This window comes from Paenibacillus cisolokensis (assembly GCF_018403665.1).
GTDB lineage: Bacteria > Bacillota > Bacilli > Paenibacillales > Paenibacillaceae > Paenibacillus_AH > Paenibacillus_AH cisolokensis.
The window spans coordinates 18,029-39,646 of the sequence record NZ_BOVJ01000008.1 but is presented as its reverse complement, the minus strand read 5'-3'; the positions used below and the strand labels follow the sequence as shown (position 1 = coordinate 39,646).

27 protein-coding genes, 1 tRNA gene and 2 pseudogenes are annotated in these 21,618 nt (G+C 57.3%); 1 reads left to right on the top strand and 29 read right to left on the bottom strand.

Translation table 11 applies throughout. The annotated features are described in order from the left end of the window. Window positions 1-86 precede the first annotated feature (86 nt). From PACILC2_RS01385 to PACILC2_RS01260, 26 genes and pseudogenes are all read right to left on the bottom strand, one after another. The gene (locus PACILC2_RS01385) at window positions 87-668 is read right to left on the bottom strand and encodes a hypothetical protein (protein WP_213526974.1); all 582 of its coding nucleotides are present in this window, start codon (window positions 666-668) and stop codon (window positions 87-89) included. Between the two features lie 115 nt (window positions 669-783). Further along, window positions 784-1,005, bottom strand: coding sequence for a trp RNA-binding attenuation protein MtrB (gene mtrB, locus PACILC2_RS01380; RefSeq protein WP_062492752.1), 222 nt, complete (start codon window positions 1,003-1,005; stop codon window positions 784-786). A gap of 78 nt (window positions 1,006-1,083) precedes the next feature. Then, a tRNA-Pro gene (locus tag PACILC2_RS01375) sits at window positions 1,084-1,160 on the bottom strand. 132 nt (window positions 1,161-1,292) lie between these two features. Further along, window positions 1,293-1,568: a non-specific DNA-binding protein Hbs gene (hbs, locus tag PACILC2_RS01370; RefSeq protein ID WP_062492751.1), complete on the bottom strand. Its 276-nt coding sequence runs from the start codon at window positions 1,566-1,568 to the stop codon at window positions 1,293-1,295. A gap of 254 nt (window positions 1,569-1,822) precedes the next feature. Then, window positions 1,823-3,301, bottom strand: a complete 1,479-nt coding sequence (gene spoIVA, locus PACILC2_RS01365; RefSeq protein ID WP_062492750.1) for a stage IV sporulation protein A — start codon at window positions 3,299-3,301, stop codon at window positions 1,823-1,825. Window positions 3,302-3,591: 290 nt separating this feature from the next. Continuing rightward, a complete protein-coding gene (locus PACILC2_RS01360) occupies window positions 3,592-4,341 on the bottom strand; it encodes a YphF family lipoprotein (protein ID WP_213526972.1) in 750 nt (249 codons plus the stop codon). A 30-nt stretch (window positions 4,342-4,371) separates the two neighbouring features. Continuing rightward, a complete protein-coding gene (locus tag PACILC2_RS01355; protein ID WP_307860278.1) occupies window positions 4,372-4,707 on the bottom strand; it encodes a 2Fe-2S iron-sulfur cluster-binding protein in 336 nt (111 codons plus the stop codon). Window position 4,708: 1 nt separating this feature from the next. Beyond that, complete coding sequence (locus PACILC2_RS01350; RefSeq protein ID WP_062492747.1) at window positions 4,709-5,308, bottom strand: nucleotidyltransferase family protein; 600 nt, start codon at window positions 5,306-5,308, stop codon at window positions 4,709-4,711. Window positions 5,309-5,327: 19 nt separating this feature from the next. Next, window positions 5,328-5,624, bottom strand: a complete 297-nt coding sequence (locus PACILC2_RS01345; RefSeq protein WP_062492746.1) for a 2Fe-2S iron-sulfur cluster-binding protein — start codon at window positions 5,622-5,624, stop codon at window positions 5,328-5,330. 28 nt (window positions 5,625-5,652) lie between these two features. After that, the gene (locus PACILC2_RS01340; RefSeq protein WP_244863148.1) at window positions 5,653-5,817 is read right to left on the bottom strand and encodes a DUF2768 family protein; all 165 of its coding nucleotides are present in this window, start codon (window positions 5,815-5,817) and stop codon (window positions 5,653-5,655) included. Between the two features lie 151 nt (window positions 5,818-5,968). Further along, entirely contained in the window at window positions 5,969-6,244 is a 276-nt protein-coding gene (locus tag PACILC2_RS01335) for a stage VI sporulation protein F (protein ID WP_062492744.1), read from the bottom strand. A gap of 122 nt (window positions 6,245-6,366) precedes the next feature. After that, window positions 6,367-7,398 (bottom strand): NAD(P)H-dependent glycerol-3-phosphate dehydrogenase, encoded by a 1,032-nt coding sequence (locus PACILC2_RS01330; RefSeq protein WP_213526968.1) that lies wholly within the window; start codon window positions 7,396-7,398, stop codon window positions 6,367-6,369. 3 nt (window positions 7,399-7,401) lie between these two features. Beyond that, window positions 7,402-8,004: a glycerol-3-phosphate 1-O-acyltransferase PlsY gene (plsY, locus tag PACILC2_RS01325; protein WP_062492742.1), complete on the bottom strand. Its 603-nt coding sequence runs from the start codon at window positions 8,002-8,004 to the stop codon at window positions 7,402-7,404. Between the two features lie 93 nt (window positions 8,005-8,097). Beyond that, window positions 8,098-9,338: pseudogene (der, locus tag PACILC2_RS01320) on the bottom strand (ribosome biogenesis GTPase Der); the annotation flags it as partial. A 101-nt stretch (window positions 9,339-9,439) separates the two neighbouring features. Then, on the bottom strand, window positions 9,440-10,057 hold the full coding sequence (locus PACILC2_RS01315) for a YphA family membrane protein (RefSeq protein WP_213526966.1): 618 nt from the start codon (window positions 10,055-10,057) through the stop codon (window positions 9,440-9,442). Between the two features lie 114 nt (window positions 10,058-10,171). Next, on the bottom strand, window positions 10,172-11,389 hold the full coding sequence (rpsA, locus tag PACILC2_RS01310; protein WP_213526964.1) for a 30S ribosomal protein S1: 1,218 nt from the start codon (window positions 11,387-11,389) through the stop codon (window positions 10,172-10,174). Between the two features lie 108 nt (window positions 11,390-11,497). Next, the gene (locus PACILC2_RS01305) at window positions 11,498-12,073 is read right to left on the bottom strand and encodes a lysophospholipid acyltransferase family protein (protein ID WP_213526962.1); all 576 of its coding nucleotides are present in this window, start codon (window positions 12,071-12,073) and stop codon (window positions 11,498-11,500) included. Between the two features lie 3 nt (window positions 12,074-12,076). Next, window positions 12,077-12,775 (bottom strand): (d)CMP kinase, encoded by a 699-nt coding sequence (cmk, locus tag PACILC2_RS01300; protein ID WP_213526960.1) that lies wholly within the window; start codon window positions 12,773-12,775, stop codon window positions 12,077-12,079. Between the two features lie 133 nt (window positions 12,776-12,908). Beyond that, the gene (locus PACILC2_RS01295; protein WP_213526957.1) at window positions 12,909-13,112 is read right to left on the bottom strand and encodes a hypothetical protein; all 204 of its coding nucleotides are present in this window, start codon (window positions 13,110-13,112) and stop codon (window positions 12,909-12,911) included. Between the two features lie 91 nt (window positions 13,113-13,203). Continuing rightward, window positions 13,204-13,869, bottom strand: a complete 666-nt coding sequence (locus tag PACILC2_RS01290) for a flagellar brake protein (protein WP_213526955.1) — start codon at window positions 13,867-13,869, stop codon at window positions 13,204-13,206. A gap of 63 nt (window positions 13,870-13,932) precedes the next feature. Further along, window positions 13,933-15,291, bottom strand: coding sequence for a germination protein YpeB (gene ypeB, locus PACILC2_RS01285; RefSeq protein ID WP_213526953.1), 1,359 nt, complete (start codon window positions 15,289-15,291; stop codon window positions 13,933-13,935). Between the two features lie 104 nt (window positions 15,292-15,395). Further along, window positions 15,396-15,536 (bottom strand): hypothetical protein, encoded by a 141-nt coding sequence (locus PACILC2_RS01280; RefSeq protein WP_162492429.1) that lies wholly within the window; start codon window positions 15,534-15,536, stop codon window positions 15,396-15,398. Between the two features lie 86 nt (window positions 15,537-15,622). Then, window positions 15,623-16,318, bottom strand: a complete 696-nt coding sequence (gene prsW, locus PACILC2_RS01275; protein ID WP_213526951.1) for a glutamic-type intramembrane protease PrsW — start codon at window positions 16,316-16,318, stop codon at window positions 15,623-15,625. 33 nt (window positions 16,319-16,351) lie between these two features. Beyond that, window positions 16,352-17,604: pseudogene (locus PACILC2_RS01270) on the bottom strand (Glu/Leu/Phe/Val family dehydrogenase). A 137-nt stretch (window positions 17,605-17,741) separates the two neighbouring features. Then, the gene (locus PACILC2_RS01265) at window positions 17,742-18,347 is read right to left on the bottom strand and encodes a genetic competence negative regulator (protein WP_062492731.1); all 606 of its coding nucleotides are present in this window, start codon (window positions 18,345-18,347) and stop codon (window positions 17,742-17,744) included. A gap of 225 nt (window positions 18,348-18,572) precedes the next feature. Continuing rightward, on the bottom strand, window positions 18,573-18,917 hold the full coding sequence (locus PACILC2_RS01260) for a hypothetical protein (protein ID WP_213526949.1): 345 nt from the start codon (window positions 18,915-18,917) through the stop codon (window positions 18,573-18,575). 187 nt (window positions 18,918-19,104) lie between these two features. Here PACILC2_RS01260 and PACILC2_RS01255 point away from each other — a divergent pair, with 187 nt between their 5' ends. Then, window positions 19,105-19,902, top strand: coding sequence for a polysaccharide deacetylase family protein (locus PACILC2_RS01255; protein ID WP_244863147.1), 798 nt, complete (start codon window positions 19,105-19,107; stop codon window positions 19,900-19,902). Here the strand turns inward: PACILC2_RS01255 and PACILC2_RS01250 are convergent. Genes PACILC2_RS01250 through PACILC2_RS01240 form a run of 3 tightly spaced genes read right to left on the bottom strand, consistent with a single transcriptional unit; the run spans window position 19,830 to window position 21,589 of the window. Then, a complete protein-coding gene (locus tag PACILC2_RS01250) occupies window positions 19,830-20,714 on the bottom strand; it encodes a metallophosphoesterase (RefSeq protein ID WP_213526947.1) in 885 nt (294 codons plus the stop codon). The genes PACILC2_RS01255 and PACILC2_RS01250 overlap by 73 nt on opposite strands. Window positions 20,715-20,720: 6 nt before the next feature. Then, the gene (locus PACILC2_RS01245) at window positions 20,721-20,969 is read right to left on the bottom strand and encodes a hypothetical protein (RefSeq protein WP_062492728.1); all 249 of its coding nucleotides are present in this window, start codon (window positions 20,967-20,969) and stop codon (window positions 20,721-20,723) included. Beyond that, the gene (locus PACILC2_RS01240) at window positions 20,966-21,589 is read right to left on the bottom strand and encodes a CPBP family intramembrane glutamic endopeptidase (protein WP_213526945.1); all 624 of its coding nucleotides are present in this window, start codon (window positions 21,587-21,589) and stop codon (window positions 20,966-20,968) included. Before PACILC2_RS01240 ends, PACILC2_RS01245 begins: the two co-directional genes overlap by 4 nt. Window positions 21,590-21,618 lie beyond the last annotated feature (29 nt).

Genomic DNA, 21,618 nt, shown 5'->3' with positions numbered 1-21,618 from the left:
GACAAGTCCCTGCCGTTCTTTAATCTAAGTTATTATAGCATAACTTGAGCGCCGGCGCATACGTTCTGTCGCTGCCGGCAAGCGAATCATGACGACGGCGGGATCGCTGCGGGCTGAATGGGGCCGAAGCGTTCTTCCCACCTTTTGGCGAACGTCAGCCGCAGACGTTTGCGCCACATGTCATCCGTTACCGGATCGGCGGCATCGAGCTCATCCATGCGGCCCGCCACCCAGTCGTCGGTTCGTCTCGCATCGATGGCGAACAGCATGGCGCCGGACGAATGCGGAGGAGCCCCCGGCGGAGCTTCCTCCATATATCGGACGAGCAGCCGGTTCACGTTCTCCATCTGCGCGAACGACATGCGCAGCAGCTTTTTCACATCGCGAAACCAGACGCCGGGATCTCCTTCGCCTGCCGGCACCTTGATGTCGACGGCCAGAACGGCGTTGCGCCAGCCGACCCGGCCGATCTTGTCCGACAATCGCAGACCGATCAGCGCGTCGACAATATTGCCGCCGGTCAGCCGCTTCGCCGTATCGGGGCGAAATACCGCTACCTCGCGCCGCGACGGCGACTCGCGTCCCAGCTGCGGCAGCCACGAAATCAAGACAGCCGCCGCCAGCGTTGCCGCGCAGGCCGCCACCAACCCTTTGCCGATCTTCAACATCGGAGCACCTCCCGTTCTAAACAAGCTCTCTTTATCTTATGACGGGATTGTCCGGCGAAGTCCTGATGCGCGCAAAACAAAAGCAGGCACGGATGCCTGCTTTGCTTCGCGCTCGTTATGAATCCGCCTCTACGGTGCCGAACTTCGTATAGATCGTCGCTTTGCCTCTAATTTTGATCGCCGAAGTATGATCGGTAAATTGCGCGATTAACACTTCCCCTTTATCGAGCTTTTCGGTATGGTGGAATTTGGTGCTCTGCCCGCGCGTCAAGCCGATGACCTGGACGCCGTTGTCATTCGCCTTAACAACGACATACTCGCTCTGCACATCGTCCATCCGAATCCTCCTTCGCCTATTAGCAAAAACTGCCTTCCCGCGTCGGTTGCAGGAAAGCAGCTTTACATCCTTATGTACTGGTCGGAGTAACAGGATTTGAACCTGCGACCTCACCCACCCCAAGGGTGCGCGCTACCAGGCTGCGCTATACCCCGACAGCGACAAAAATTATTCTAGCGAATTGTCGCTCGCTTGTCAATAAGTTTTTCACAAAAACCGCCGTTCGCGGCCGACTGATGAAGAACGTCCGAATGTTGCCATTCGGACGTAAGTAAGTATGGTGAGCGTTATTTGGAGCAAAGCTCCTTCAGCGACTTGCCCGGTTTGAAAGCGGGAATTTTGCTTGCGGGAATGTCAATTTCCTCGCCGGTTTGCGGGTTCCGGCCTTTACGCGCTTGGCGTTCGCGAACCTCGAAATTCCCAAAACCTACGAGTTGCACCTTGTCTCCGGACTGCAGCGCGTCAGCGATCGCGTCGAATACCGCTTCAACCGCTTTCGTCGCGTCCTTCTTCGACAAGTCGGTCAATTCCGCAACTTTCGTGATCAAATCCGTTTTGTTCATTACTCTTCACCTCCCCTTCAAGCAGCGATGTCGCATCCTATCCTACTGTTTAACCGTTTGTTTTAAAAATATACCTTTATTACTGAACAAACCTATAGTAATACAGCCGTTTGTTAATTTCAAGTAGAAAGCCCCGTTTTTAACGGACGAAACGTCCCGCGGCCGTTTCAACACAAAATCCGCCCCCCTGACCGTGGCTTGACAGGGGAGCGGCGAGCCTTTCCGTTTTCGGGCGCAGAAACTTCGGGCCGGTTTTACAGGATGATGGCGATCAGACCGCCGGAGCCTTCGTTAATAATCCGTCCGAGCGTTTCCTGCAGCTTGTAGCGGGCGTTGTCCGGCATCATCGCGATTTTGCCCTGGATGCCTTCGCGGACGATGGAATGGAGCGACCGTCCGAAAATGTCCGAATCCCAAATTTTGATCGGATCGTTTTCGAAATCCTGCATCAGGTACCGGACCAGCTCTTCGCTCTGCTTCTCGGTGCCGATAATCGGCGCGAATTCGGATTCCACATCGACCCGGATCATATGAATGGACGGCGCCGTCGCTTTCAGACGGACGCCGAAGCGTGAGCCTTGGCGGATCAGCTCGGGTTCGTCGAGCGCCATCTCGGCCAGCGTCGGAGCGGCGATGCCGTAACCGGTCGTCTTGACCATTTCAAGCGCTTCGGAGAACCGGTCATATTCCCGTTTGGCGTGCGCAAACTCCTGCATCAGCTGCAGCAGATGGTCTTTGCCGCGAATTTCGACGCCGACGACTTCCATCAAAATTTGATCGTACAGCTCGTCGGGCGCGTACAGATCGATTTCGGCCACGCCTTGCCCCATGTTCATGCCGCTCAATCCGGCGCGGGCAATGAAATCGTACTCCATAAACTGGGTGACGACCCGGTCCACATCGCGCAAGCGGCGAATATCTTTCACCGTATCGCGAACCGAGTTTTCGTAATTGCTGCGCAGCCAGTGATTCTCGTTCAGCACCATGACCCAGCTCGGCAGATTGACGTTGACTTCGTGAACGGGGAACTCGTACAGCACTTCGCGCAGCACCGACATGACATCGTCCTCGCTCATCGTGGCGACACTCATCGCCATAACCGGGATGTCGTATTTGGCTTGCAGCTCATTACGCAAATGTATCGTTTCCTCGCTTCGCGGACGGGTCGAGTTGACGATCAGGACGAACGGTTTGCCGACCTCTTTCAATTCCTGCACGACTCGTTCTTCCGCCTCCACATAGGAGCTGCGGGGAATTTCGGCGATCGTTCCGTCTGTCGTTACGACGACGCCCAGCGTCGAGTGCTCTTGAATGACTTTGCGCGTGCCGATTTCGGCCGCTTCCTGGAACGGGATCGGCTCCTCGAACCAGGGCGTCGTAATCATCCGCGGTCCGTTCTCGTCCTCGTATCCTTTGGCGCCTTCGACCGCATAGCCGACACAGTCTACAATCCGGACATTCACTTCCAATCCTTCCGCCACTTTCAACTGCACGGCCTGGTTCGGAACGAATTTCGGTTCGGTCGTCATGATCGTCTTGCCTGCGGCGCTTTGCGGAAGTTCGTCGATCGCACGGACCCGGTCGGCGTCGCTCGTAATATTCGGCAGAACGACCGTCTCCATGAATCGTTTGATAAATGTTGATTTGCCCGTACGGACCGCGCCGACGACGCCGAGATAGATGTCCCCGCCGGTCCGTTCGGCGATGTCCTTGAAAATGTCCACTTTCTCCACTGATAATCCCCTCCCGATAGGTTTTCCGGTCCGCCGCCATCCACGCAGGCAAGAGGGCAGCCAGCGACGCAACTCGTACATACTTTTTGGACTAGTAATATCTTATGTTTCAGCCGGGCGATTATGACGCTTCCTTGCATGAAATCTTGTAAAAGAATCGAGCGATCGAACGAGGTTCCGCAGCCGTTCCTTCCAGAATTGAGATATATGCTAGTTTTGGCCAAAAAGAACCCTACCGCTCCGATAATTCGAAAGCGATAGGGTTGAATGCCGGTATGATGCTGCGCCGCTTACGGCAATACGGCTTGCGGCTCCCCGCCTGCGAGCCGGTACGCCGGCCCTTTGACCGGCACGAAATCGTATCGGTCGACGAGCAGCCGCCGCAAGTCGTCCGGCAGCGCCTCGGCCGAACCGTTGCTTTCCCGCTGCAGCGTCTGCATGATGTCGATGCCGTAGTCGGCAAACACGGTTCCGTTGTCGTGAACGATCGCCTGTATCGGCGCATTCGAGTAAGGACTGACGATCGTCGGTGATTTTTTGTTCATTCGCTCGTAATCGATGTAGTAAAAATCGGGATATGCTTGGTCTCCTTTCGGCACTTCGCCGTTATGGGCGGCCATATATCCGTCGACCCACGACTGGATGTCGTTGATTTGCTGGGCGATCCGCAAGTCCATCAGCTTGACGAGCGGGTCCGTTTCTTCATCGATGACGAGGAAATAGTAGTGGCCGCCTTCCTCGTACGATACGGCCGGCAGCGCGCTCATATAACCCGTTCGTTTCAGCTTGGCGAAATCGATTACGAACTTTTCGTACAACGGCGTGTCCCGCGTCGCGTTTTTGATCGGGAGCATCCGGGTGTCTTCCATATACTGGTCGATCGCCGATTGCACATTGCGCACCGCCTCCTTGATGCCGGCCGGACGGGTCGCCTGTTCGTCGCCCGGATACAGGCAGCCCGTCAGAAGCAGCAGCGCCGCCAAAGCGGCAGCGGCCGAACGGACGGCGCGACCGCCGATGCGAAGTCGCGTTCTTGACATAAGCTCGATCTCCTCCTGTAACTTGCCGCGTTACCATAAATCGTCTTCAGCCTGCCGGGCGAGCTGGCGGCGTACGGCGGCGCGCAGCGGGTCCTCCGGCAGTCCGATTTCGGCCTGGCCGACAACCCGGGCCTGGCAGGCAAGACGCATCCCTTCGTCGGCCAGACCGGCCAGCTTTCTGCGCTCGTTATCCTGCACAGGGGATAGCCCGTCCCCGGCCTTCGCGTATACTTTGCACATCAGACAGGCGGCCTTGCCGCCGCAGCGCGTGCGGATCGCAACGCCGGCTTTGCGGGACGCTTCCAGGACGGAAGTGCCCGGCCGCACGACGATTTTTTGCCGGAAGGCTGAAACGTCACTTCGCACTTCACCGCCCATCCCCCACTCCCGCATGCTCCAGCCGGCTTCGGACCTGCCGGATCGCTTCCTCGGCCAGATCGTTGCGCGCCTCAAGTTCGTCCAGAATCGGCACGTGCAGCGCCGGCTTCCGGCGTATTTCCGCCGCGATGAGACGCACGCGGTCCTCTCTGCCCCGCAGCATGTTGAACCACAACTCATGGGCGAGCGGCACCACCTTCACGAACCGTTTGCCGACGGCGACCGGTTCGGCATGGCGGTACAGAAACGACCGGACTTCCGTTCGGTACCGGTTTGCGCCGGCACGAACCTCGAAGCCGCCCACCAGCTCAATTGGGACGCCAGCCGCCTCGTAATGGCTGAGCAGCGAACGGTACAATCCGGTTTCGCTGACCGCCGGCACGTCGGTCGCCAGATCGCGCATCGCGATGTGGAGCTCCTCCGCATCCCGGTCATCCGCATACAAATCCAGATCCCGCGGCGGCGACGGCAGACGGATGCCGCGCAGCATCAGCCCGGCGCTGCCGCCGACAAGCCATGCCGGTCCGCCTGTGCCGGCCGTTTCGCAGACCATTTCCAGCGCCTGTTCGATACGCCGCCTCTCGTCCATGTCGACACGTCCTTTGCGTTCAAAAATACGGCTTGTTGTGCGCGACAATGCGTCCTGCGCCCGCCTTGACGATGGCCTGGCATCCGAGGCGGTAGCCCTGTTCGAATTCTTCCGGCTCCAGCCGGTCCCACTCCGCATCGGTAATCGGCGTAAGCCACTCCGCGCCTTCCACGACGAGACAGCGGCATCTGGCGCAAGTGCCGCGGGTACACGAAAATCCCCAGTCGACGCCGTGCTTTACCGCCAGCTTCAGAATCGATTGTCCCTGTTCCGCCTCGACGACAGCCGTTTTTGTTCTTCCTTTCAGTTCCAGCAAGAAGTCTGCATCCTTTCTGCGGTTTTGCCTAGGTAATAATCGTAAAGACCCCGTATATAAATCCGAGCACGAGCATAACAAACGCCACCAGCGACAGCACGATGCGAACGACGCCTTTCGTTTTGCTCCGGGCGAACGTAATGACCAAAGCGGATAAAGCCATTAAACCGATCCCCAAAAACGAAATCCACATTTTGTCATGGAATCCACAGTTGAATCGACCCCTGCCCACTATGTAATGAAATTGCATCCTATAATTATAGCATGAACGAAAAAGAAGGACAAAAGCGGTTGCCCCGGCGGTTTTCGCGCCGCCGCGGGTTTCCGCTGTCGTCCTTCCCCCGTTATTTGGAAAGCATCGTTTTCATGAGCGATTCGATATTGTTCATGTTCATGCCGCTCGCTTTGACCGCTTTGATGATTTCCTTGACCGTATTTTCCGACACCGGCACATTGGCCATTGCCGATACTTGCTTGATCAGCTTGCGCAGCTCGGCCTCGTCCTTCATCGTTTCGCTCGTTACGCCGCTGGCAAGCTTCTTGACGGCGTTCTCCGATATTACTTTACCGGTCTTTTTCTTGACCGTGTTCAGGATCTCTTTCGAGAGATTTTTGTTCAAATCGGTTCCTCCTCCCCGCTTTCCGAACCGGAAAGCCGCTTCAGCATCAGGCCGGCCGAGAAGCCGCCTTCCACTGTTAGCATTTTATGAGGAGAGGACGGGATTGGTGTAGGCACCTGTACTTATAGGCGTTCGAGCTCCCATGTGCGGTCGCGTCCCATGAGCGCTTCGACCGCCGATCTCGGATCTTTGCCCTGGAACAGCACACGGTACAACTGCTCCGTAATCGGCATTTCCACCCCGTATTGTCCGGACAGGACATGGGCCGCCTTCGTCGTTCTTACGCCTTCCACGACCATTCCCATCCGTTTCAATACCTCTTCGAGACCGATGCCTTCGGCAAGCATGGCGCCGGCCCGCCAGTTTCGGCTGTGCTTGCTCGTACAAGTTACGACGAGGTCGCCGACGCCGGCGAGACCGGCAAACGTAAGCGGATTGGCTCCCATGGCTGTGCCGAGCCGCGAAATTTCCGCCAAGCCACGGGTAATGAGCGCCGCTTTGGCATTGTCGCCGAAGCCGAGTCCGTCGGAAAGTCCGGCGCCGAGCGCGATAATATTTTTGATCGCGCCCGACACTTCCGTGCCGACGACGTCCGGATTCGTATAGACGCGAAAGTATCCGTTCATAAAGGCGTCCTGCGCCTGCTCGGCCGCGCGCGCATCCTCGGAAGCGACGACTACGGTAGTCGGCTGGCGAAGCGCCACCTCTTCGGCATGACTCGGTCCGGAGAGCACGACGATGCCGCTCCGCGGCCTCCCGAGCTCCTCGGCCAGCACCTCCGACATCCGCTTCAACGAGTCGGCTTCGAACCCTTTCGTCGCATGGACGACAAGCGCCTTCTCGTCGAGATGGGGAGCCGCGGCCCGCGCCACCTCGCGCATCGCGGCAGAAGGCGCTGCGAACAGCGCAAGGGAGGCGCCGCGCAGCGCCTCCGCCATATCCGATGTCGCCCGCAGTCCTTCCGGCAGTTCGATCCCGCTCAAATAGCGATGGTTGCGCCGCTCCCGGTTCATGGCGCCGGCATGCTCGGCATTGCGCGTCCACAACGCCGTCTCCCAGCCGTTGTCCGCCAGAACGGCGGCGAGCGCAGTGCCCCAGCTGCCGGCTACGAGTACCGCCGCCTTGCGCGGCAAGATGGCAGTCGAATCGGTCATCCTTTACATCCCTTTCTTTGCTCCGAGCTTGTTTTCGGTTCCTTTGACCAGCTTGACGATGTTGCTGCGGTGACGAACGATCGCGAAGGCGCAAATGATCAGGCTCGCCCATAAAAGCGGAGCCGGGCGATCGAGAATGACGACGAAAACGGGTGTCAGGCAGACGAACAGCAGCGAGCCGAGCGAAACGAAACGGGTAAAGACGATGGACAGAATGGCAATGATGCCGGCAATCAGCGCGGGCAAAAAGGCAATGGATGCCATCACCCCGATCGTGGTCGCGATCCCTTTCCCACCCTTGAACCGGAACCAGACAGGCCAGTTATGGCCGACGATCGCGGCAAGTCCGGCGAGCACCGGAGCCCAGTCGTTACCGTCGCCGAGCCAGCGGCCCAGCCAAACGGCCAGTATTCCTTTGCCGATATCCAGAGCGAGAACGGCGATCGACGGTCCTTTGCCGAGCACGCGCAACGTATTCGTCGCGCCGGCGTTGCCGCTCCCGTGCTGGCGGATGTCGATCCCTTTCACCGCCTTGGCGATCACGATGCTGAATGAGACGGAACCGAGCAAATAACTGATAACTATCGCTATGATCGTATACAACAAATGCTCCCTCTCCTAATCCTCGTCCGACTTGCGCCGGGTGAACAGCCTGATCGGCGTTCCTTCAAAATCAAACGCAGCCCGAATTTTGTTTTCCAGATAGCGTTCATAAGAAAAATGCATCAATTCCGGATCATTGACAAAATGACGATCGTCGGGGGGCGAACGGCCACCTGGGTGACATAGTTGATGCGCAATCGCTTGCCTTTGTCGTACGGCGGCTGATTCATCGCCACCGCGTCGGCTACGACGTCGTTCAGCAGATGCGTCTGGATGCGCATCGCATGCTGCTCGGATACATGGTTGACGACCGGCAGCAGCTTGTGCAGCCGACTTTTCGTTTTGGCCGACAGAAAGACGATCGGCGCGTAAGTCATGAACTGGAAGTTGTCGCGGATGCTCTGCACGAAGTTTTGCATCGTCTTGTCGTCCTTCTCGACGACGTCCCATTTGTTGACGACAAAGACGGATGCCTTGCCCGCTTCATGCGCATAACCGGCGATATGTTTGTCCTGCTCGATGATGCCTTCCTCGCCGTTAATCAGAATGAGGACGACGTCGGCCCGCTCAATCGCTTTCATCGCGCGCATGACGCTGTATTTCTCCGTCGTCTCGTAAACTTTGCCGCGCTTGCGCATGCCGGCCGTATCGATCAGCACGTAGCGCTGGCCGTCGCGCTCGAACGGCGTGTCGATCGCATCGCGAGTCGTACCCGCCACATCGCTGACGATGACCCGTTCCTCGCCGAGCAAAGCATTGACGAGCGACGACTTGCCGACGTTCGGCCGCCCGATCAGCGCAACCCGTATGACATCCTCGTCGTATTCGTCCTCTTTCATTTCCGGCAATTTCTCAATCACGGCATCGAGCAAATCGCCGATGCCGGTTCCGTGAGAGCCGGAAATGGCTATCGGCTGGCCGAACCCGAGGCTGTAAAATTCATAAATATCGTCCATTCGACCGATATTATCTACTTTGTTAACTGCGACAACGACTGGCTTCCGGGAACGGTACAGCATTTGCGCCACTTCGTCGTCGGCATTCGTTAGTCCCGACTTGGCATCGACCATGAAGATAATGACATCCGCTTCTTCAATGGCCAGCTCGGCCTGCATGCGGACCGACTTCATGATCTCGTCTTCCCCGTCGATCTCGATTCCGCCGGTGTCGATGATGCTGAACGTTTTGCCGCTCCACTCCCCGGAACCGTAAATCCGGTCTCTTGTCACGCCGGGCTTGTCTTCCACAATTGCAAGCCGGTCGCCGATAATCCGGTTAAAAATCGTGGATTTGCCTACGTTCGGACGTCCGACGATGGCAATAACGGGTCTTGCCATAGTTTCACTCCTTCAAAATACTCACGCTATCCATCATAGCAAAAAAGAACGTTCTTGGCTAACATTTCATTTTGTCGAACCAGGGCTCCGTCATCGGGGGATTAACTCTGCTTTTTTCTGCGAAAAACATGCGCAAGCGGATTAGCGGCGGCGGAGCGGATCAGCATGTATAAGACGCTGCAGCCTCTTGCCGAGGCGAAGCTTATCCAGAACGCGTCCCACCAAGCCCACGAGCCGGGCGCGGCGCCGGCGGCCCGTTCATGCAGAATGAAAGGCAACGATTCCGCCGTCAGTGCGCTGAACGCAACGAGCCCAAACTGGCTCGCCGGGCGAAACGTAAAGGCGGCGGCGAGCACGCCGGCGGCAATGGGAGCATCCCAGCGCGGATCGAGAAAGACAAATACCGGATCGGACGCATAGCATGCCCGAATGCCGTACCAGATGAGCGCGATCAGTCCCGATTCCGTCAGCAGCAAGCCGGTCTGCAGCCGGTCATCGGCCTGCCGCATGCCGGCGATCGCGGCCGCCAGAAGACAGCATGCGCTGGCGCTGACCGGCACGCCGAAGACGGAGAAGGCGACCGGTTGCGCAAGCAGACAGAGGACCGCCCATCCCCCGATAACCCGGAGCCGTCCTTCCGCCACAATCTCTTTCCAGCCTGTCGTCATCAGAATGGCAAATATGGATAGGAGCCAAAGGGAAAGAAAACCGGCATTCATTCTGCATCACCCCTGATGCCCCTATTATATCCGGCAGGAACGCGGCTATCCGCAAAAAAACAGACGATCCGGCAAAGGATCGTCTGTTTTTCGTATCCGTCGGGGGCAGGCCGATTATTTCAGCTTGCTCAATTTGTCCCCGAATTTCTCGCCGAGCGTGAAGCTCATGCTTTGATTGCTGAGGCTTACGTTCGGATTGCTCAAATCTTCTTTCGGTGCGCGCGATTTTTCTTGCCGCGCGGGCTGCTCCGGCGCTTCTTCCGTTTCTTTGATGCTCAGGCTGACGCGCTTGTCGGACGGGTTGAAGTCAAGAATTTTGGCGGTAACTTCCTGTCCTTCCTTCAACACTTCAAACGGTGTCGCAATATGGCGATGCGCGATTTGGGATATGTGAACGAGACCTTCGACGCCGGGCGCAATTTCGACAAATGCGCCGAAGCTTACGATGCGGCGTACCGTACCCGTTACGATGTCGCCGGTTTTGAATTTGTCGGCTGCCGTTTCCCACGGTCCCGGCTGAGCGGCTTTCATGCTCAGGCTGATCTTGCCTGCCGCAGGATCGACTTTCAGCACTTTCACTTTAACCGTTTGTCCTTCCGAAACGACATCTTTCGGATGCGCGACATGCTGCCAGGAAATTTCCGATACGTGCACGAGTCCGTCGATGCCGCCGATATCGACGAACGCTCCGAACGGAGTCAGGCGTTGAACTGTACCTTCGATTTCTTGACCGACTTCCAGCGATTCCATAATCCGCTGCTTGTTTGCCTCGAACTCTTCGTCGAGCACTTCTTTGCGGGAAAGAATCACCTTGTTGTTCTCCCGGTCGATTTCCTTGATTTTCACCAGGAAACTGCGGCCTTTGTAGTCGCTGAAGTCTTCTACAAAATGGCGCTCGACCATCGAAGCCGGGATAAATCCGCGCACGCCTACGTCAACGACAAGACCGCCTTTGACAACGTCCGCGACGGTAACTTCCAGCGCTTCGCCCTTTTCATAAAGGCTTTGCAGCTTATCCCATGCCTTCTCGCTGTCGATCTGGCGCTTCGACAGGACGAGGCGCTCCTTGTCGTCGTCGATGCTGACGACTTTCAGCTCCAGCTCCTGGCCGACTTCGACGACACCGACGGCGGAATCCAGATGTACAGCGGACAGTTCCCGCAGCGGAACGATGCCGTCATATTTATATCCAAGGCTCACTGTCACTTGGTTGTCTTCAACTTTGACGACCGTTCCTTTCACGGTGTCGCCTTTCTTCAAAGAAACGAAATTGTCCATCGCTTCCTGGCTCATTTCGGCCGCGGAGTCCTGGGTTTTGATTTCTTCTGACATTGAAATAACCTCCTCAGTTCATACACCCAACTTTATTTAATCCTGCAGCAGCGTGGTATTAACACGGCGGCAGCATTTAAAACGGCAGTCAAATCCATAATATGATGGCTAGACGCTGTTGCGCAATTGCCGAATTTGCGACATGATCGCTTCCGTTACGCGTTCGAGCACGTCGGGGGAATCGTCATGTAAAAACGGCGTCAAATCGATCGGCTTTCCGTAAATGACGTACATTTTCCGGAACAGCTTGTAGCGGCCGGCGATCGCGACGGGAACGACCTGCGCCCCGCTGCGCAAAGCGATCATGGCCGTGCCTTTCTTCGCGGAGCCCGACTCGTTGTTGCGCGTTCCTTCCGGAAAGATGCCCAGCGTGCCGCCATTCTGGAGCAGCGAGATGGCCGAACGGATCGCTTCCTTGCTGACCCCTCCGCGCTTGACGGGGAATGCCCCGAGCTTCTTCAGCAGCCCTCCGACAAAAGGAATCTCGAACAATTCCGCCTTCGCCATAAAGCTGACTTTGCGCGGCACCCAAATGCCGATCGTCGGCGGATCGAAGTTGCTGATATGGTTGGAAGCCAGAATGACCGGACCGTGCGCCGGAATATTTTCGAGACCGCGCGCTTCAAGCCTGAACAGCGCGCCGTACAGCGCGCGAAGCAGCAAGCGGCTTACCCGATACAACATAGCTTATTTCGCCTCCGCCAATTTGGTTCGGCTCAGGCTGACGATAGCCGAGCATACTTCTTCGATCGTCATGGCGGTACTGTCCATCACGACGGCATCGGAGGCGCAGACGAGCGGCGATACGTCCCGTTCCCGGTCCATCCGGTCCCGTTCCTCGATCTCCCGTTCCAGCTGCTCGAGCGACACCCCTTGAGCGTCGCCGATTTCACGGTACCGACGCAGCGCGCGTTCCGAAGCGCTTGCGGTCAGAAACACTTTCAGCTCCGCATCGGGGAGCACATGCGAACCGATATCCCGTCCGTCCATGACGACGCCTTTGCGATCCGCCAGCCTCCGCTGCTTCTCCGCCAGCAATCGGCGCACCGCTCCGTTTGCCGCCACCTGCGAGACATTTTGCGTAACTTCGCGGGAGCGAATCTCCTCGGTCACGTCTTCGCCGTTCAATAGCACCCTCTGGCCCTGTTCCCCGGGCAGCAGCCGGATGTCGAGCGAGGCGGCGTGGGAGGCGATTTCCGGGCCGTCGAGCGGATCGATCCCCGATCTCAAAGCGCTCAGCGTGACGGCGCGGTACATGGCGCCGGTATCGATGTAAACATAGCCGAGCTGTTCGGCGACCTTGCGCGCAACGGTGCTTTTGCCGGCCCCTGCCGGACCGTCGATAGCAATATTGATCCGTTCGCGGCCGCCGTCTTGTTGCATCATGAACCGCTTAACCCCCTCCGACTTGGAAGCCGCGAATAGCGCGGCGCAAACCTTTCAAGAAAAAAGCAGGCACTGCCTGCGAACGTGAAAATTATACCACAGATAGGACAGAGATGCAAAGAAAGAAGGATGGTTAACGGGAGGATATCCCTTCCATCCGGTCGACGCCTGTCGCCCAAAATCTGAAGCCGGCCGATTGCAGCGCAAGCTGGGACAGAACCATGAGCAGCAGCAGCACGATGACGATATTGCGCAGCCAGCGGCTCACCTCGTCCGACAGCTCGCCCGGCCGCCGGCCGCGTTTCGGTTTGCGGTTTGACGGCAACTTGATTTTCATCGGAAACCACCTTCTGCAATCATTTTGGGGTAGTTTCCCCTCACCGCCTCCGATTTATTCCTTTATTTTCCGATTTTGCCGAAACGGCCGATCAGCCGGACAGCCCCTTCTCCTTTCGGTGCAGCTCGACTTGCCGCTCCAAGCAGAACCGGATGACGATCTGCCTTTCGCTGTCGGTTATTTCCGCATACTTCAACATGACCCGTTTGCGCGCATCTCCTTCTTCGACGCGAGCGACTTCCGCGCGAAAGCGGACATGCTCAATCGCGCCGCTGCGGAAAGGAACGAGCAGCCAGCAATCCAGCGCATCCCCTTCCGCGACGGAACGGCCCGATTCGCAAACGAAAGAAATTCCGCCGCCGCTCACATCTCTCGTCATCGCGAGGAAGCGCTCGTTTCCGCGCCTGACCGCAAGCTCCAATTCGGCCGGCACGCGCAAATAGTTCCTGCGCTGGATTCGCGTTATCGCGTCGGGAGACGGCTTGCGAATCCGGACAAGCCTGACCGCATCGTCCCGAAATCCGAGCACGGTCGTAGCGAAATCATATTTCACGCCTTCCTTCGTCACGTAGGAGACGGACAATTCGTCGCCCGGACGAAGCGGTCTGAATCGTTCGCTTCCCCCTTGCAGCGGCAATTCAATAAACAGCGCATCCGCGCTCTCGTCGGCGACGCGGGTTTTATATTCCTCAAGCGCTTCTTCCCCGTCGGGAGAAATGATCCGGAAGTATACGATCTGATTAACTTTCGGCAACAAAATGGCTCCCCCTTCCACATGCCATTCATTATAGCATGTCGGAATATGGGGGAGCCATATCGTTTATCGCGCGGACGCCGCTGTCCCGCCGCCTTCGGGCAATTGTTCGACCGCTTCCTCGATGCCGGAATCGGCATTGATGAACACGCGGTAGTAGCCTCCGTTGATGCGGCCTTCGTACTCGTAGCAGAGCACTTCGTCGCCCATTTCGTTCGTAATGAGCGATTTCCGGTTGATTGCGACCTTGAAACCGGGGTTGAGCGCCTTGCGCGCTTCGGCTTCGCTCATTTTCGGCTTGGGCAGCTTTCGCTTGTGATGCTCGTACACGAAATCCGCCGCCTGCAGCGATACCGGCTCGCCGTTGTCGAGCGCCACCTTGACGGTCAGCTTCTCGGGATAGAGGAGCACCCCGTTCTGGGTTGCGACATAGGTGAACGTCCCCGAATCTCCGTAGTCGTCGTAATTGACGGCAACCATGTCGGGATAGTCATGCTTTTCGAGAAACTCGTCGGCATTGGCTCTCGCTTCCTTCAAATCGATCTGCTTTTTGCCGATTTCGCGAGGATTGAAGTAGCTGATCAGCTGGCCTCCCCTGCGGGTGTATTCCAACTGCACCAGGTTGCCCGCGGCGGATTCGCCGGCCATGGCGGTGTACGACTCGTATTCGGTTCCTTTGGCATTTTCGACGACGCGCACGACGTCTGCCGGAACGCCGAGAAATTTGGCCGCCTTCTGCCGGATCTCTTCGGGAGTCGCATTGCCGCCGCTCAACATGTTGACCGTTCGGCGCTGGTACATCATGCTGACGGAAGGTCCCCAATTGATCTCCGGATAATCGCCGACCTTCTTGTCCACGCTGCGGAAGCCGTCGATCAGCGTATTGTCCGTGGCGGTGCGTTCCTGCGCCAGCGCGGACTCGACATCCATCCAGCGCAAGCTGTTCGAGATGACTTTTTGCTGCATGGCTCGCAAATCCTTCGAGATCTCCTTGGACGAATCGTACAAAGCTTTCAGCGTCTTGAATTCATCGTCCGTCAACGGTTGCTTCGTCAAATCGCGCACAGCCGTTTTATATGAAAAATTGGCGATCCGGGAAAGGAACTCTTCCGTTTTGTTAAACGGAAGCAAATTGAGCGGCAGCTGATTGACCTCGTTCTGCGCTTCGCTCGTCAGCCGCCACACATTGATCAGACCTTTCCGGTGGAAGCCTTGCGAATTGGCGCTGACGGCCAACGTATTGCCAAGCTGCTTGTGGAGCGCTTCGACATGGTAGCTCAAATCGTGGAATGCCCGCTGGTACTGGTTTTCCGCTCGAATGAGAATCGAGTTTTTCTCCTGGTGCTCCTGGTATCCCCAATATATCGATCCGATGAACAGCAGGGTCATAACCGGAAACAGCACGGCGCTTAGTCGCTTATACATTGCAAAAGCTCCTTTCTTGTGCAATACCTGGTGTTAGTTTGGTTTGCGCAAGGGAGCTTTATGCATAAAACGATATGCTTTTGTCATGCGGCGCGGCGCCGTCGTCACCGCTCCTCTTCGATTTCGAAATCGCTCGTATTGTTGCACAGACACTGCTTGAAGCCGGTATCGATCCGCCCCTTTTCGCGCCGGCCTCTCAGCGTAAATTTTTCGCCGCATACGTTGCAGCGTATTCTAACCTTCACTCTTGCGCCATCCATTAACGCGATCCTTCCTTTCCAGTTCGAATGCTCGATTCTTTGCATCTTTATGAAAAGTATGGACGGAACGTTTACTGTTTAATCTCTTCTTCCCGGATGAGGAGCCGGAAAGGGGAATTGGCGTTGGCCTTTTTCATTTTGGCCAATCCGACCATCCAGAGCACGGCCATCAGCGGAGCGATGAGCACGATCCAGTACGTCTTGACGACCATCATAATATAGTCGTAAAGGCCATGCCACGACAGCGGGACGGCGAGCGACATGAGCAAATAAATACGGCTTCGCGAAACGGGCGCGAATTTGGCTTTCCCCAAATAATAGCCCATGGCGATGCCGAACAGCGCGTGTCCGGAAACGGGGAGCAGGGCGCGCATGACGATCGAACCGAACGTGACCGGCTGGAAAATGACGAACAGCACATTTTCGAGCGTGGCGAACCCGAGCGATATGGAGGCGGCATAGACGATGCCGTCGTACGGTTCGTCAAATTCGGTATGATTGTAAATAATGTGATACAGGACGAACCACTTGAACAATTCCTCGACTCCGGCCGAAACGGCGAAGGAGAAGAAGAGCGGGTTGTCCCCGAGCCACAGCAGCAAGCCCCGCTGTATGACCATAATCGGCAGCACCAGCAGCATGCCGACCAGAAACATGCGCGCGACCATATGAATCGGCTCGGCATCGTACCGGTCTTTCAAATAAAGGTAAGTGAGCAGAGAAAGACCCGGCGCGATCGCCGCTGCCAGTACAGAAAACAATAGCATTATGGTCTATCTCCCCTCCTTGATCGCCTTACGCTAGACCCAGCCGCGGAAACGGACGGCCTCGGCCATCTTCCGTACGCCTACCATATAGGCAGCAAGACGCATATCGACGCCCCGCGTCTGATGAACTTCGTATACTTGCTGAAAGCCGCGAAGCAGCATCTTCTTCAGCTTGGTATCGACTTCTTCTTCCGACCAGTAATACCCCTGGTTGTTCTGAACCCATTCAAAATAAGAGACGATAACGCCGCCCGCGCTCGCGAGCACGTCCGGTACGAGCAGAATGCCCCGGTCGGTCAAAATGCGGGTCGCCTCAAGCGTCGTCGGGCCGTTGGCCGCCTCGACGACGATTTTCGCTTTCAGCTTCGGGGCGTTGACGCTCGTAATCTGGTTTCGATCGCAGCCGGTACGAGAACGTCGCATTCCAGCTCCAGCAACTCTTCATTCGTTATCGTATTTTCGAACAGATTCGTTACGGAGCCGAATGAATCGCGGCGGTCCAGCAAATAGTCGATATCCAGACCTTCTTTATTATACAATGCGCCGTTCACGTCGGAAATGCCGATCACCTTCGCCCCGGCGTCGTTCATAAATTTGGCAAGGTAGCTGCCCGCATTGCCGAATCCCTGGATCACGACGCGAGCCTCTTGCAGCGGAATGCCCTTCGTACGCAAAGCTTCTTCGATCATGACGGCGACGCCCCGCGCGGTAGCCGTTTCCCTTCCGTGGGAGCCGCCAAGCACGATCGGCTTCCCCGTAATAAACCCGGGCGAATCGAATTCCCGGATTCGGCTGTACTCGTCCAGCATCCAGGCCATAATCTGGGAATTGGTCATCACGTCGGGAGCCGGAATGTCCTTCGTCGGGCCGACGATCTGGCTGATGGCGCGCACGTAGCCGCGGCTCAGCCGTTCGAGCTCGCGGAACGACATTTTGCGCGGATCGCATATGACCCCGCCTTTGCCTCCGCCATATGGCAGATCGGCGATGCCGCATTTCAGGCTCATCCAGATCGAGAGAGCCTTGACTTCGTCCTCGTTGACATCCGGATGGAAGCGGACGCCGCCTTTGGTCGGGCCGACCGCATCGTTATGCTGCGCCCGGTAGCCGGTAAACACTTTCGTCGTGCCGTCGTCCATGCGGACGGGAATCCGGACTGTCAGCATCCGGATCGGCTCCTGCAGCAGCGCGATCATCTCATCCCCGTAGCCGAGCTTGCGCAGCGCCTGTTCGATGACGATCTGGGTCGAGCGAAGAACATTGTTCGCATCAGGTTGTCCGTTCATTGCGAAGACCACCGCCTTGTTAATGGTAATATGATCGAATAAGAATCATCATATGCGCGAATAGGCATAGCGGCACTCGAAATAAAAGCATCGTGCAGGCGGGAGGCGCCTGCAGATGCTCACGAATCGGCACGCAATTAAGAAGCGAAATATTCGCAAATATGTTCGACCGCGCCGGAAGGAATGATGACTTTTCCGTATTCTTCCAGCATAGCGGACGTAATCGATGTCGCTTCCCCGTACTCCGCAAGCAGCGCGATAACTGCCGGGAACCGGTCGGATTCGGTGAGCGAAGGCTCGATCGACAGCACCCACGCTCCCTTGTACGCATATAGCCGTCCGTCTTCGGTCAGTTTTGCCCGCTTCAGCTCGCGGCAAACCGAGATGACGTCCTCGAAATCCCGGAACGCGTAAGTGGCGACGTCACTCTGCTCGAGCGTCACTTCCATTTCATATACGTCATCTTCCGTATCTTCGTCGTCGGCAGAGCGCGCCCCGTTCATTTTGCCGCGGGTAACGATCACGACCATGCCTTGAGCGGGAAGGGCGTAAACTTCGACCGCCAGCGGACCGCTGGCTTCGAATCCGAGTTCACTGTATGCCTGGTCCATCATCTCGCTGAACAAATCGTGGACCTTCGGAATTTCTCGCCACAAATCTTCCTTCTGGATCCCTCGTTCCAGCAGGTCGTCGAACGTCAGGAATATCCGGATTTGGTCTTGACTTAGCCGTTCGATTTTCATGACAGGATCCCCTCCTCTGCCGCATCAGTTATAACAGCGTATGATAGAGTAAATAATGTGTGATCAATTCGTGCTATAATCCTATGTTACCATGTATGTCCCGCAAATGCACGACCTGCGGGCAAAATCATAGGACAAAAAAGAAGCGCCGTTCCGTAAGCCGGGACGCTCCCGGCGGATGAACGGCGAACCTGTCTTCAACTGATTTCCGAAATGAAAATAAATTCAGTGCGGAGGCGCTTCTTGCCGCGTTTCCCCGTGTACCGCCGCATCCGCCACGATCTTCTCCGCTTCCGCCATCGCGTCCCGATCCCGTTCGAGCAGCGAGCTGATTTGCCGCCAAGCGCCTGCGCCATTGTCTGCGGATACGGCGGCAGAACCTTTTGCGGCCGATGCGTTCCCTTTCTTCTCCGACAACCTCCGGGAAAGCAAGGCCCCTTCTCCGATAACCGCTCCGGCTACGCTTGCCGCGCGCAGCGCCCGCCTGAGTAATCCCGGCTGCCTGCGGGACATGTACCCGGCTGCGAAAGCGCCCGCCAATGCGCCGAGCGCGAAAGTTCTCCATTTCATGCGAATCCCTCCTCGTATAGCATTTCCCTGTTATTGTGACCGTCCGGCTCACCGGTCATTCCGCCGGCAAGCAACAAAAACAGGAAACGGCCCGCTGGGACAAACCGGAACTCATAGTTGCGCCAGACGATGCGAACACTAGGAACGGCATACAGGAAAAGTTTGCAAGGAAAGAGAGGGATATTCCTTGATACGGAAGAGCGCCATCGCCCTGTTGGCGGCAGCCGTGGCGTTCGCGGCGGTTACCGTAAACTTCCGTCATCCGTGCGCGATGGCCGCAAGCGGACAGCCCGCTTCGGCGATCGACAGCAAGCGCCCGGTACCGCAATACCGGCTGACGGGTTCGTACCGGCTGAAGCCGATCGGCAATTCCGCGGACGGCAAAGCCGTCCTGCTGACCTTCGATGACGGGCCGAAAGACGAGAGCATGATTCGCGAGCTGCTGCGCATTCTGGACAAGCACGGCGCCAAAGCGATATTTTTCGTCAACGGTTACCGCGCCAAGCGGCATCCGGAATTGATCGGACTCCTTCATGCGCGCGGGCAAACGATCGGCAATCATGCCTGGGACCATCTCGATCTAAGCAAAGCAAGCGAGGCGGAGGCGGACAGGCAGATCGCCGAAGTGCAGCGGCTCATCGGGGAATTGGCCGGCAAAGCGCCGAGATTTTTCCGGCCGCCGTTCGGCGCCGGAGGAGAACGGATCAAGCGGCTGGCGAAACGGCGCGGATTGCTCTATATGACGTGGTCGATCGGTTCGCTCGATTGGGAGAAGCGAAACCGGAACAAGCCCGAACGCGTCGTGCGAAACGTCATGGACCAGCTGCATCCGGGTGCGAACATTTTGATGCATGAACTTCCCTGGACGGTTGAGGCGCTCGATACGCTGCTCACGAGGCTGGAAGAGGCAGGCTACGGCTTCATCGATCCGTCCGGGATTGATACCGGAGCGACGGATGCGGCCGAACGCAGCACGAACAGATGAGTTTGCGCCGGAGCGAGCAGCCGCAGCGGCATTTTGGAGGTGCCGAAGCCGCAGCTGACAAACAGCAGCGGACGTATGCCATCCGCCCGGCAAGCCGGGAGGCTGAACCATCCGCGGCGGAATTGCACGACGCTGGCCGAACGGAGCAGCGGCCCGAGCAGCGGCAGCACGATTTGTCCGCCATGCGTATGGCCGGATAAAATGAGATCGATTCGCCCGCCGTCAAGGCGCGTCGCAATGGAAGGATCGTGAGCGACGAGCAGCGTGAACGGCTCTGCGCGGTTATCCGCCGTTCCTGCCGCCGACGGAGCGAGCGCCTCGTGCAGCCGGTCCCTCCGGGTCCGGGGATCGTCGACCCCGGCCAGCCGGACGGCGCTGCCGTCGGGCTGCTCCAGCACGACATGCTCGTTGACAAGCATCCGCACCCCTTCTTCCCGCAGCATCACTTCCAGCTCCCGCGCATCGTCGTCGTAATCATGATTGCCGTACACGGCATATACCGGCGCGATGCGAAACAGCGTCCGGATATTGTCACGGGTTCGCAACAGCGGCACCCGTTTTTCCCTAAGGTCTCCGCCGACGAGCACCAGATCGGCCCCGCCCGCTTGCCGGCACGCTTCGACCAGCCGACTCGGCACGACACGGCGATGGATGTCGGAGATAAAGAACAGGCGAAGACCGTCGAACGACCGGGGCAGCCGTTCCAGCGCCAGTTCTTCCCGTTCCACCGTTACGCGCTTCGCTTCCGCATGCATCCACGCTCCGGCTCCGAGCGCGCCGAGCGCCGCCAACAGTCCCAATGCGGTCATCATCCCCTGTTACCGCCCTTCCGTACGGGCCGGCAGCGGCTCGGAGTCCGCCAAGCTGCCTCCCCACCAGATCAATCCGGCTACTAGAATCAAGAACAACACGAACAATGTATTATAAAACCATTTCGCCATTTGCTGCTTGTTGGAAGGATGCTTCGTCCGGCGCGGCGGAAGTCCCCCTTCGTGCCATGCGCCATCCGAAGGCATTCGTTCCGTCCCGCGCCTTTTGCGGGTTCCGAACTTTTCTACCCTGCTCATGATTCCCTCCGGTAGCGAATGATGAGTCCCATTACGGCATCGATCAGAAAATGCGCCATAATAGGCGCCCAGAGCGTTCCGGTCCGGATATAAATCCAGCCGAGACCGTAGCTGATCGAGAACACGAGTCCCGTCGGGATCCAGTGGCGCAAATAGCGGACATGAATGGCCGCAAAGATGATACTCGTCCAGTAAGGTCCGAACGAATGCTGGATCGCGCCCCTGAACAGCATTTCCTCGCAGACAGCCACGATGAACGACATCAGGAAAATGTGCCAGAGCGGCCGATTCCGGAACAACCGCTCGTTGACCCCGCCATCGTCCGACGCCTCGTCAGGCACCCACCGCGATATGAGCAAATCCGCCGCGATCACGGCGGCCGCAAAGCCGGCGCCCCACAACAACACGATCGGATCATCAAAAAATTGCAACAGGTTCAGAGGATTCCGGCCCTGAAAAAAGATCCATATTAAGCCGATAATAAGAGTAATGGCCTGTGTGGCATATAAGTTGATGAGCAGCAGACGGTCGTCAAGATCGTCGACAGACACTTTGCGAATCCGAATGTTGCGGATGTCGAATTTTTCATAGCTTCCCGCCTGTTCGAAGTATTCCAACATGATAAATCCGATAAATCATAAATAAAGGA